The sequence below is a fragment of the Thermobifida alba genome (assembly GCF_023208015.1).
GTDB lineage: Bacteria > Actinomycetota > Actinomycetes > Streptosporangiales > Streptosporangiaceae > Thermobifida > Thermobifida alba.
The window spans coordinates 4,217,628-4,229,483 of the sequence record NZ_CP051627.1 but is presented as its reverse complement, the minus strand read 5'-3'; the positions used below and the strand labels follow the sequence as shown (position 1 = coordinate 4,229,483).

General features: G+C 74.0%; 9 protein-coding genes. 5 read left to right on the top strand and 4 right to left on the bottom strand.

Annotation, left to right across the window (positions count from 1 at the left end):
• The first annotated feature begins 88 nt into the window (after positions 1–88).
• Entirely contained in the window at positions 89–3,148 is a 3,060-nt protein-coding gene (locus FOF52_RS18875; protein ID WP_425265501.1) for a sacsin N-terminal ATP-binding-like domain-containing protein, read from the top strand.
• A 10-nt stretch (positions 3,149–3,158) separates the two neighbouring features.
• Here the strand turns inward: FOF52_RS18875 and FOF52_RS18870 are convergent, their stop codons facing one another.
• The 4 genes from FOF52_RS18870 to FOF52_RS18855 form a co-directional block, all read right to left on the bottom strand.
• Positions 3,159–3,818, bottom strand: a complete 660-nt coding sequence (locus FOF52_RS18870) for an AIM24 family protein (protein ID WP_248591244.1) — start codon at positions 3,816–3,818, stop codon at positions 3,159–3,161.
• 77 nt (positions 3,819–3,895) lie between these two features.
• Positions 3,896–4,762, bottom strand: a complete 867-nt coding sequence (locus FOF52_RS18865) for an alpha/beta hydrolase family protein (protein ID WP_248591243.1) — start codon at positions 4,760–4,762, stop codon at positions 3,896–3,898.
• Between the two features lie 69 nt (positions 4,763–4,831).
• Positions 4,832–5,650, bottom strand: coding sequence for a DUF3027 domain-containing protein (locus tag FOF52_RS18860; RefSeq protein ID WP_248591242.1), 819 nt, complete (start codon positions 5,648–5,650; stop codon positions 4,832–4,834).
• Between the two features lie 134 nt (positions 5,651–5,784).
• Complete coding sequence (locus FOF52_RS18855; protein WP_248591241.1) at positions 5,785–6,168, bottom strand: cold-shock protein; 384 nt, start codon at positions 6,166–6,168, stop codon at positions 5,785–5,787.
• 596 nt (positions 6,169–6,764) lie between these two features.
• On the opposite strand from FOF52_RS18855, the gene FOF52_RS18850 reads away from it, so the two are divergent.
• The 4 genes from FOF52_RS18850 to FOF52_RS18835 all read left to right on the top strand — a co-directional run bounded on the left by FOF52_RS18850 (position 6,765) and on the right by FOF52_RS18835 (position 11,706).
• Entirely contained in the window at positions 6,765–8,957 is a 2,193-nt protein-coding gene (locus FOF52_RS18850; protein ID WP_248591240.1) for a helicase-associated domain-containing protein, read from the top strand.
• Positions 8,958–9,050: 93 nt separating this feature from the next.
• Positions 9,051–9,458: a hypothetical protein gene (locus tag FOF52_RS18845; RefSeq protein WP_248591239.1), complete on the top strand. Its 408-nt coding sequence runs from the start codon at positions 9,051–9,053 to the stop codon at positions 9,456–9,458.
• Between the two features lie 61 nt (positions 9,459–9,519).
• On the top strand, positions 9,520–9,921 hold the full coding sequence (locus tag FOF52_RS18840) for a hypothetical protein (protein ID WP_248591238.1): 402 nt from the start codon (positions 9,520–9,522) through the stop codon (positions 9,919–9,921).
• Positions 9,922–10,056: 135 nt separating this feature from the next.
• Positions 10,057–11,706, top strand: a complete 1,650-nt coding sequence (locus tag FOF52_RS18835; protein WP_248591237.1) for a DNA repair helicase XPB — start codon at positions 10,057–10,059, stop codon at positions 11,704–11,706.
• Positions 11,707–11,856: the final 150 nt, after the last annotated feature.

Below are 11,856 nucleotides of genomic sequence, written 5' to 3'. Positions count from 1 at the left end.
GAGATTTCACCGGGGAAGGACACCGCGCGCATCCCCCCGTCGGAACCGTCGTCTACGGTGGTGCCGCACCGGTTCTGGGGAGGTCTCCTTGACACACACGATGGCCGACCCGTTCGGCGTGACCGAACTGCGCACGAGGGTCCTGGACAGCTGGGCCGCCTCTCCTGCGCGCTTCCGCGAGGACGCCAACGCCGAGGAGGACTACGCCCTCGGCGGCTACCGGGACCGGGTGGTCGTGGAACTGGCGCAGAACGCCGCCGACGCCGCCCAGCGCGCGGGAGTGCGGGGACGGCTGCGGCTGGTGCTGCGCGGCCGCGAGTTCACCGCCGCCAACACCGGCGCCCCCCTCACCGCCGAGGGCGTGGAGTCGCTGTCCACCCTGCGCGCCTCCGCCAAACGCGACGCCGCCGCCGTGGGCCGCTTCGGCGTCGGCTTCACCTCGGTCGCGTCGATCAGCGACGACGTGGTCCTGGCCTCCCGGGACGGCGCGGTCCGGTGGAGCCGGGAACGCGCCGCCGCCCTGGTCCACGACGCGCTGGTGGCCACCGGACGGGCCCGCCCCGAACTCGCCGAGGAACTCGCGCGGCGCGACCGCCGGGTGCCGCTGCTGCGGCTGCCGTTCGCCGACGGCACCCGCCCGCCCGAGGGCTACGACAGCGCCGTCGTCCTGCAACTGCGCGACGCCGACGCGGGCGCGCGCCTGGCCCTGCAGCTGGCCGAGGCCGGGCAGGCGCTGCTGCTGGCCCTCCCCTGGCTGGCCGAGATCGAGATCGACGCCGACGGGCAGGTCCGGTCCCTGTACTCCGCGCCCGGCTCCGACGGCACGGTCACCGTCCGCAGCGTCGACGCCGGAGGCGAGCACGTCACCCACTGGCGCACCCTGACCAGGTCGGGCCGGTTCACGCCCGAGGAGCTGGCCGACCGCCCCGTCGAGGAACGCGACCGCCGCGACTGGTCGCTGACCTGGGCGGTGGCGCTCGACCCGACCGGAGGCGCGGCCGCGCTGCCCGCGGACGTGCCCCGCGTGGTGCACGCCCCCACCCCCAGCGACGAGGAACTGCCCGTTCCCGCCCTGCTGATCGGCACGTTCCCGCTGTCCCCGGACCGCCGCCGCATCGCCCCCGGTCCGGCGGCCGACACCCTGCTCGACGCCGCGGCCACCGCCTACACCGAACTGCTGTGCCGCCTGGACGCCCCCGCCACCTGGGACCTGGTCCCCCTGGAGCGGCTCGGCGGCGCCGAGTTCGACGCCCGCTTCCGCGCCCGCGTGACGCGGCTGCTGCCGGACGTCCCGTTCCTGCGGACCGTCACGGGCGACCCCGTCCGCCCCCGCGACGCCGTGGTCGTCGAGGGCGGCGACACCCTGCTGGAGGTGCTGGACGACCTGGTGCCCAACGCGCTGCCCGGGGACGCCGACCTGCACCACCCCGGACTGCGCGCGCTGCGGCTGCGCCGCGTCTCCCTCGCCGACCTCGCCGACCTGCTCGCCGGCCTGGACCGGCGGCCCGCCTGGTGGGCGCGGCTGTACGCGGCGCTGCGCGCGGCCGGGCAGCGCGGCGCGGACCTCGGCGAGTTGGGGGCGCTTCCGGTGCCGCTGTGGGACGGGCGGCTGGTGCGCGGCCCCCGCGGCCTGCTGCTGCCCACCGGGGCGTCGTTCACCTCGGGCGCGCTGGACGCCGCGGCGCTGGAGCCGCTGGGGCTGCGGATCGTGCATCCCGAGGCGGTCGACCCGCTGCTGGTCCGGCTCGGCGCGGTCGAGGCGAACGAACGCGCGGTCCTCACCGATCCGATGACCCGGGCCGCCGTCGAGAACTCGCTGGACTCCGACGACCCCGACACGATCGCCCGGGCCGTGCTGGAGCTGGTCGCGGCGTCGGCCACCACGGTCGACGACGAGCCGTGGCTGGCCGAACTGGCGCTGCGGGACACCGAGGGCGACTACTCGCCCGCCGCCGAACTGCTGCACCCCGACAGTCCGCTGCTGGACCTCCTCGTCGAGGACGCGCCCTTCGGGGTGCTCGCCGACGACCTGGCGGAGGCCTACGACACCGAGACGCTGGAGTCGGTGGGCGTGGTGCGGCTGTTCACCGTGCACCGTGCGCACGACGTGACGCTGGGCGCGGTGCTGGCGGAGAACCCCGACGAGGTCCCGCTGGACGGTGTGGCGGAGTGGGCGGCCGAGGTCTCGGCGCTGCTCGGCCACCCCGAACTGCCTCCGATCGTCCCCGAACTGGTGGGCGTGCGCGACCTGGAGTTCGTCCGGGAGGACCGCTGGCCGCGGGTGCTGGAACTGCTGGCGGCCCCCGGTCCCCGCGCGGCCGTCGTCGAACCGGCCCGGGTGTTCACCGGCGACGGGCGGGTGGTGGACGTGCCCTCCTACACGGCGTGGTGGCTGCGCACGGGTGCGCTGCTGGGCGGCCGCACCCCCGTGGAGTCGCGCACCGCCGACGCGGATCCCGCGCTCGTCGGCCTCTACGACGAGATCCCCGTGGCGCTGGACCCGGAGTTCGCCCGCGCCCTGGGGGTCCGCTCGGACCTGGACAGGCTGCTCGCCGATCCGGACGGTCCCGACGACCTGCTGGACCGGTTGGGCGACCCGGAGCGCCGGGTGCCCCGCGCCGTGCTGCGCCGGCTGTGGGCGGCGCTGGCCGAGGTGCCCGCCGACCGGGTGTCGCCGCCGGAGCGGGTGCGCGCGGTGCGGGGTGGGGCGGTGGTGGTGGCCGACGCCGAGGACACCGTGGTGGTGGACGCGCCCGACCTGCTGCCGCTGCTCACCGGGCGGCCGGTGGTGCTGGGGCCGGTGGAGCGCGCCGCGGCCCTGGCCGACGTGCTCGACCTGGACCTGGCCTCCGAGGTGGTCGAGGGCCGCGTCACCTCCTCGGGGGAGGTCCGGCAGGTCCCCGACGAGGTGCGGGCGTTCCTCGGCGAGACCCCGCTGACCTACCTGCACCACGAGGAGCTGCGGGTGGACGGGGTCGCGGTGGAGTGGCGCTGCGTGGACGGCCACCTACACGCCTCGACCACCGACGGGCTGGCCCGCGCCCTGTGCTGGGCCACCGGCCAGTGGGCGCGCCGCCACCTCGTCGCGGCGCTGCTGCGCGACCCGCAGACCCTGCCGGTGCTGCGCGCCGAGGCCGACCTGGAGTGACGGGCTCCGCTCAGCCCTGCTGCACCGCCCGCACCGCGCCCTCGGACGCCTGGACCAGGACGAACCCCCGGCCCTCCAGGACGAGCTGGAACGCCTCTCCGCTGCCGCGGCCGATGAGCGCGCCCGCCTTCACGGTGCTGCGCAGGCTGGTGTCCAGCGAGGTGGACCAGGCGACCGCGGCCTTGGTGTCGACGTAGGTCGGCTGGTCGACGTTGAGCAGGACCGGGGTGCCGTGGCAGGCGATGGCGACCCGCCCCCGGCCGGTGAAGACCGTGTTGAACAGGCCCCCGGCGATGATGCCCATGCCCCGCACCCGGTGGATGTTCCACTCCAGTCCGCTCTCGAAGGCGAGCACGTTCTGGCCGTTGACGGTGATCGACTCGTCCTCCAGGTCGAGGATGTGAATCTCCCAGGCGTCCCGGGCCAGGAAGACGTCGCCCTTCCCGAAGACCCGCATGAGCGGCAGGCCTTCGCCGGTGAGCATCTTCTTGGCGAACCGCCTGGCCCCCGACCCCTGGAAGGCGAAGTCGATGTCGCCCTGGTAGGCCACCATCGCCCCCCTGCGCGCGTAGAACTCGCCGTCGCAGGCGACCCGCAGCATCCGCGGGTTCTGCAGGGACATGCCCGGCAGGTCGTTCTCCTGGGCCTGGCTGAACAGTTCACTGCGCACGCGCTTGCTCCTCGGCTGTGTGGGGCGGCCGTCCGGGGACTCCGGCCCCGGTCGGCCCTCGGTCGACCAGAGCGTCATCATTCCAGGTGGCGCCGGAAGAATTCCACGGCCTCGGCCGCCACCGCGGCGCGGACCGGCTCCCCCGACCGGACCGCCTCGTACAGCGGGCTTCCCGGCTCGGCCAGGCACAGGAACTCGTAGTGGCCGACGTCCGCGCCGACGGAGCGCCCCTCTGCCCCGGGCAGGGCGTCGAGGTACCCGCGGACGGTCTCGGGCGGTACGACGGTGTCGGCGTCGCCCCAGCGCACCGCGACCGGTCGGCGCACCCGTGCGGGGGAACCGGTGTCGAGAATCCCGCCGGAGGCCGGGGCGACGAGGAAGGCGCAGCGCACCCGCGGGTCGGTGTGGTCGGCCGCCAGTCTCTGCGGCCAGGAGGCGGTGGTCTCGGCGGGCAGCGCGAGGATCTCCTCGGCCAGGGTCGGGTACTCGGGAGGGGACGGCAGCGGGTGGTCGCCCCGCAGGACCGCCTCGATCGGCTGCCGCGCCAGGCGCGCGCCCACGAGGGCGGCGGCGGTGTAGCCGCCGAGGGAGAACCCCGCCGCGCCCACCGCGCCGACCTGCTCGTGGTCGAGGAGGTGGTCCAGGGCGAAGGTCAGGTCCCGGGGCCGGTCCGCCCAGAAGGCGAACCCCGGCACGGTGAAGCCGTCGCGGTGGTTGTTGCCGTGGTGGTCCACCGCCGCGACGAGGAAGCCCGCCTCCGCCAGGGGTTCGGCCAGCCAGGACATCTGCTCGGCGGAACCGCCGGTGCCGTGCGACAGCAGCACCAGGGGGACGCGCCCCGCCCGTTCCGGCCTCGCCAGGTGGAGCCGGACCGGGCGGGGGCCGGCTGCCGTGTGGTGGGGGCGGCCCGGGTCGAAGAGTTCCCGTATCTCATTGAAAGGCATGGGCCCGCAGCGTAACTGAACCGTTTCAGTACGCGAAAGGGCCTGACCGGAAACGGTCAGGCCCTCCGGTTATTTCCGGGTCTGCTGCTCCGAGGAGACCAGTTCCAGTTCGCTGGTGTCGTCGAACACGATGGTGTCGTAGCCCATCTCGTCGACCACCGGGGTGAGCGGTTCGGACCCGGTCTCGGGCAGCGCGGCCTCCGAATGCGCCCCGCAGCCGTGGTCGAGGGAGACCACCCGGCCGTCGTCGGGCGCGTACTCGTTGGCGCACACCCCGAACATCTGCCGCAGCTCACCCGCCAGCGGAACCATGAACCCGCAGGTGGCGCACTTGGCCGGGGCGGCGCTGGCGATGGGGCTGTGCGGCCCGGACGGACCGGAGTACCAGCGCTTGGCCGCGGCCTCGCGCCCCGCCTCCGACAGCACTCGGGCCCGGCCCAGCCCCAACTCCCACAGCATCTGCTTGTCCTCGCCGTCCTCGGCGAGCTCCTCGTCCGCGATCTGGGCGTAGCCCGGCATCAGCCGATCGTCGTCGGCGGGAGCGGGCAGCAGGTCGCCCACGCCGAGGTCGCCCGGGCGCAGGCGCTCCTTCCAGGGCAGCCACTCGGGTGCGATGAGCGCGTCCGGTCCGGGCAGCAGCACCGACTCGTTGACGGTGACGTACTTGGCCCGGGCGGCGCGCACCACCGTGACCGCGTAGTGCCAGCCCGGATAGGCGGGATCCAGGCACTCGAAGAAGTGGGTGACCAGGCGGTTGTCCTCGACCTGGGTGCCGAGGTGCTCACCGACCCACTCGGGGCGTCCGATCTCGGCGGCCGCCGCACGAGCGAGATCCTGCGCCTCGATACACGCCTTGTCTGGTACGGGGGATCGACGGGTGCGTCTCACATCTCCATTTTCGCTGATTACGAGCACCGGCTTGACCACAGGGGGGATCGATAGCCGACCGTTACCGGCTCATCCCCTCCGAAAAGCGCGGACGCGCCCTGTGGCGTCTGCCACAGGGCGCGTCCGTGCGGGGATCAAAGTTCCATGTCGTCGGCGACCACCCGCAGCACCTGGGCGATCTTGGCCGCCTCCCGGCGGTCGGGATGCTTGTTCCTGCGGTAGGTGTTGGACACACCGTCGAGCAGTTTGATCAGGTCCTCGATGATGACCACCATCTCGTCCGGCTTCTTGCGCAGCGCCTTGGCCACCGACCGCGGTGTTTCGAGCAGTCGGACCTGGAGCGCCTGGGAACCCTTGCGCCCCTCCACGACCCCGAACTCGACCCGCTGCCCGGGACGGAGCGTGGTCGTGCCAGGCGGAAGCGCCGAGGCATGCAGGAAGACCTCGCCGCCGTCGTCTTTGGTGAGGAAACCGAAACCCTTGCCCGCGTCGTACCACTTGACCTTGCCAGTGGGCACGTGTGACCTCTTCGCTTTCGCAGTCGAAACACCGGGGGACCGGACCCACGCCGGTCTCACCGGGACCGCAGGCCACGGACCCCCGCCCCTCCAACATCGGACGGGTCTTTCAGGCTAACCGCGGCTGTCGGGGACAGCCACCGTATAACTCTCTTAAAACAAACAAAAAGCAAGTTAATTCCCACTGACGCCGTTTTCCGGAACCTGCCTTCCGTCCCCTCCCGCGGAACGGACGAGAGGCCCGGAAAACCGTTGTTCCGGGCCTCTCACTCGCGGCATCCGCGTACCACCGGTTGCGGAGTTGTGGGACGGGATCCGGCGGTCCCGGACTGCCGCCGCGGTCGGCGGCCGCTACGGTGACGGGCTCCACCGGCGGTCGCCGCCGCCGTCCACTGGCCTCGGCACGTACGGGACGGACCTACCGAGACAGCCGCACGCCAGGGCTGGGACGCGTGACCATCCTCCGTCGCCGCGGCCGAGCGACACGACCGCCAACCGCGGATATGCGGGGATATTCCGGATCGTTTGCCCCGGGTTGGCGGGACGCGCGCCCGCCCGCGCGACCGTGCGCGGCGATGGCATAGCGTGAGACAACGATGAGCGACGACACCGAGCCTGCGACCCGCCGGGACACGGGGCGCGTCCCCACCTACACCTCCTGGTTGCGGGGCCTGTCGGACGCCGAACTGGACGGGCTGCTGGAAACACGCCCCGACCTGGCCGCCCCCGTCCCCGCCGGGTTCACGGAACTGGCCGCGCGCGCCGCCTCCCGCCTCTCGGTGCTGTGCGCCCTGGACCGCCTCGACCGGTTCAGCCTCCAGGTGGCGGAAGCACTGCTGGCCCTGGGCGACCCGCTGGGCTCGGGGCCCCCGCTCGGCACCGACCGGGCCGCGCTGGCCGCCGCCCTGGACCTCCCGGAGAGCGCCCTGGCCCCCGCCCTGACCCGCCTGCGCACCGCCGCCCTGGTCTGGACCGACGGGGCGGTGCTGCGGCCGGTCGCGGTGCTGCGCGACCTCCTCGACCAGCCCGCCGGCCTCGGGCCTCCCCTGGCCGCCCTGCTCTTCGGCCACCCCCTGGACCGGCTCAACCGCCTGGCCGCCGACCTGGGCCTGCCCACCGGGTACGCCGAAGGCGAACCGGCGGCGCGGATCACCGCCGAACTCACCCGGCCGGGACGGCTGGACGGACTCCTCTCCGCCGCCGGCGCCCCGGCCCGCACCGTGCTGGACCGGCTGCTGTGGGGCCCGCCGCACGGCAGCGTCGCCAACGCCCGACGCAGCGTGTCGCTCGCCTCGGCGGCCTCCCCCATCGACCGCCTGCTGGCGCTGGGACTGCTCGTCGCCACCGACGACACCACGATCACGCTGCCCCGGGAGGTGGCCCTGCACCTGCGCGGCGGCCGGGTGTTCCCGAAGGTCGAGGCGGCCGCCCCGGTCCTGTCCGCCGTCGCCCGCCCCGCCGCGTCGGTGGTCCGCGCGGCGGCGGGGCAGGTCTTCACGGTGCTGCGCGCGGTGGAGGAACTGCTGACGGCGTGGGCCGACGATCCGCCGGGGATGCTGCGCAACGGCGGACTGGGGATGCGCGACCTGCGCGCCGCGGCCCGCCTGCTGGACACCGACGAGCGCGGTGCCGCGGTGCTGCTGGAGACGGTGCACGCGGCCGGGCTGCTCGGCCGCGGCGGCGGGAACGCCGAGTGGCTGCCCACCGCCGAGTACGACGCGTGGCTGGCCGAGGAGCCCGCCCGCCGCTGGCTGCGGCTGGCCTCGGCGTGGCGGCGCTCCCCCCGGGTGGCGGGCCGCTGCGTGGCGAAGGACGCGCGCGGCAGGAGCCGCAACGTCCTCGGCGAAGGGCTGGACCACCGGTGGGCCCCCGAGGTACGGCACGACGTGCTGGCGGCGCTCGCCGAACTGCCCGCGGGGCACGCGCCGTCGACCGAGTCGCTGGTGGAACGGCTGGGCTGGCTGCGGCCGCGCCGCCACGGCCCGGTCGTCGCGGAACTGGTGCGCCACACGCTGGACGACGCCGCCGTCCTGGGCGTGACCGGCCGCGGCGCGCTCGCCCCGTACGCGCACGCCCTCCTGGCCGACCCCGGCAGCGCGTCCGCGTCCACCGCACTCGCCCTGCTCGCCGCCGAACTGCCCGAGCCGGTCGACCACATCCTGGTGCAGAGCGACCTGACCGCGGTCGCCCCCGGCCCGCTCACCGCCCCGCTGGCCCGGGAGCTGGCGCTGCTCGCCGACGTGGAGTCGACCGGGGGAGCGACCGTCTACCGGTTCGGTGAGGCTTCGGTCCGGCGCGCCCTGGACGCGGGCCGCGGCGCCGACGAGATCCTCGCGCTGCTGGAGCGGCACTCCGCCACGCCGCTGCCGCAGCCGCTGCGCTACCTGGTGGCCGATGTGGCCCGCAGGCACGGCCGGCTGCGCGTGGGCGCCGCCTCCAGTTACCTGCGCTGCGACGACCCCGCGGTGCTGGGCCAACTGCTCGGCGACCGCCGCGCCGCCGACCTGGTGCTGTTCCCGCTCGCTCCGACCGTCGTGGCGTCCCGGGTGAGCCGACCGGTCCTGCTGGACCGGCTCTCCGCCCTGGGCTACCACCCGGTGGCCGAGACCGCGGACGGATCGGTGCAGTTGACCCGTCCGCCGATCCGCCGCGCCGCCGAGGTCCCGGCGGACGCGCACCCCGCCGCACCGCGGCCGCTCGGCCCCCGGCAGCGCGCGGCGGCGGTGCGCGCGATCCGCGCGGGCGAGGCGCGCGGTCCCGGCGGGGAGGAGCCGCGGCCCCGCTCCTGACCCGGCGCGGTGTGCTCCTCTCGGCACCGGAACACGGATTCTGATGAGATGGGACCAGCCACTGCCGGTGTACGGAATCGAGGTTTCTCCCCCATGAGCAACCCGTCGCTGCCCCCCGGAGCCTCCGACCCCCGCGACCAGCCGCCGCCTCGGGTCCGCCGGGTCGCACGCGAGCGGGACGGGGACCGCTCCGAGAGCGAGGCGGGGCCCCGGCCCTCCGGTTCGAGCAGTTCCACGATGGCGCTCATGCTGCACGCGCTCACCTTCCTGTGCTGCGCCAACTGGCTGTTCGGCGTCCTGGGCATCGTCTTCGCGGTACGTGCCGCGCACAAGCGGGATCAGGGGCTCTACACTCAGGCCGAAACTCTTACCAGGTATTCCTGGTACTGCCTCGGCGCCGGCGCCGTGATGCTCCTGGTCATGCTCATCTCCTTCGGCGTGCTCCTCACCCAGGCGGGCTCCTGGGTGGAAGGGGTGGTCTCGCCGGAGCTGAACTACTGACCGACATCGCGACCTGCGCTCCGCCATGTGGAGAACATGGATCGAAGAGAGGGCGGAACTCATGAACAGCCAGTGGCCCGACTCGGGTGACTTCTGGGGCGGCCGCTCCGGCCCCCAGCCCCCGAGTCCGGGCGGTGGCGTCTCCGGTGCTCCCGGCTTCTCCTGGCACTCCGCTCCCCCACCCGGGTTCCCGCCCGTCCCGCCCGGGCAGCCCTCGCACTCCGGTCCCCCACTGGCCAGGGGCAACGCGGTCCTCGCGCTGATCATCGCGATCATCCTCACCCTGACCTGCGTGGGGGTCACCGACGTCATCGGGATCGTGCTGGCCGCCGTGGCCCTCAGCAAGGACCAGGACCCCGAGGAGTTCGACCGCTACGTCCGCTGGGCGTGGCTGAGCAACTTCATCCACATCGGCTTCCTGGTGCTGCTGCTCGTGCTGTTCGTGACGCTCAGCACGGTCTGAGCAGCGCCGGCCCGCGTCCGCGCCCCCCGGCGCGGACGTAGACTCCGAACACGACGCCGGCCCGCCGTCCGCTCCCGTACCGGGGCGCCCGGTCCGGTGTCGGTTCGCCGTCTCCGGCTCCTGTGCGAGGTCCACGTGTCCGGTCCGCTCATCGTCCAGTCCGACAGGACACTGCTGCTGGAGGTCGACCACGAGCTGGCCGACGAGTGCCGTCGGGCCGTCTCGCCGTTCGCGGAGCTGGAGCGCGCACCGGAGCACGTGCACACCTACCGGGTGACGCCGCTGGCGCTGTGGAACGCGCGGGCCGCCGGGCACGACGCCGAACAGGTCGTGGACACGCTCCTGACCTACTCGCGCTATCCCGTGCCGCACTCGCTGCTGGTGGACATCACCGAGACGATGGACCGCTACGGGCGGCTGCGGCTGCTCGCCCACCCCGCGCACGGCCTGGTGCTGGAGGCGTCGGACCGGGCGGTGCTGGAGGAGGTGGTGCGCTCCCGCAGGCTCAGGCCGATGCTGGGGGAGCGTCTCGGGGACGACACCGTGGTGGTGCACCCCAGCGAACGCGGCAACCTCAAACAGGCCCTGATCAGACTGGGCTGGCCCGCCGAGGACCTGGCCGGGTACGTCGATGGCGAGGCGCACCCGATCGACCTGGTCGAGGACGGCTGGCGGCTGCGCGACTACCAGCGTGCGGCGGTCGACAGCTTCGCCGCGGGCGGCTCCGGCGTGGTCGTGCTGCCGTGCGGAGCGGGCAAGACCGTGGTGGGCGCGGCGGCGATGGCCCGGGTCGGGGCCACCACGCTGATCCTGGTGACCAACACCGTGTCGGTGCACCAGTGGCGGTCCGAGCTGCTGCGCCGCACCTCGCTCACCCCCGAGGAGGTCGGCGAGTACTCGGGCTCCCGCAAGGAGATCCGTCCGGTGACCATCGCCACCTACCAGGTCATGGCGTTGCGCCGCGGGGGCGCGCACACCCATCTGGAGCTGTTCGAGGCGCGGGACTGGGGGCTGATCGTCTACGACGAGGTGCACCTGCTGCCCGCGCCGGTCTTCCGGATGACCGCCGGCCTCCAGGCGCGCCGCCGGCTGGGGCTGACGGCGACGCTGGTGCGCGAGGACGGCCGCGAGGACGACGTGTTCTCCCTGATCGGCCCCAAACGCTACGACGCCCCCTGGAAGGAGATGGAGAACCAGGGCTGGATCGCCCCGGCCGACTGCGTGGAGGTGCGGGTCACGCTGAGCGAGTCCGAGCGGCTGGCCTACGCCACCGCCGACCCGGAGGACCGCTACCGGTTCTGCGCCTCCACCGCCGCGAAGACCTCGGTGGTGCGGGAACTGGTACGGCGGCACGCCGCCGAGCGGACGCTGGTGATCGGCTCCTACCTCGACCAGTTGGACGAGATCGGCGCGGAGTTGGGCGCACCGGTCGTCAAGGGGGACACCCCGGTGCGGGAGCGGGAGCGGCTGTTCGACGCGTTCCGGTCGGGGGAGCTGCGCCTGCTGGTGGTGTCCAAGGTCGCGAACTTCTCCGTGGACCTGCCCGAGGCGTCCGTGGCCGTCCAGATCTCCGGGGCCTTCGGCTCCCGCCAGGAGGAGGCGCAGCGGCTGGGCCGGGTGCTGCGGCCCAAGGGCGACCGCCGCTCCGCCCGCTTCTACGCGGTGGTGGCCCGCGACACCCTCGACCAGGACTACGCGGCCCACCGCCAGCGCTTCCTCGCCGAACAGGGCTACGCCTACCGGGTCGTCGACGCCGGCGACGTGCTGGCGGGCGGCGACCTCTGACCCGTGGCGACCATGTCCCCAGGGCCATCGGCCACGCCGATTCTGGCCCCGGGGACATGGTCGCCGCGCTTGGCGGGGGGGCAGGTGGTGGAGGTGAGCAGTGCGGCCCGCTCTGCGACGTCTTCTCCGCACCCTGGGCATGAGCGCGCT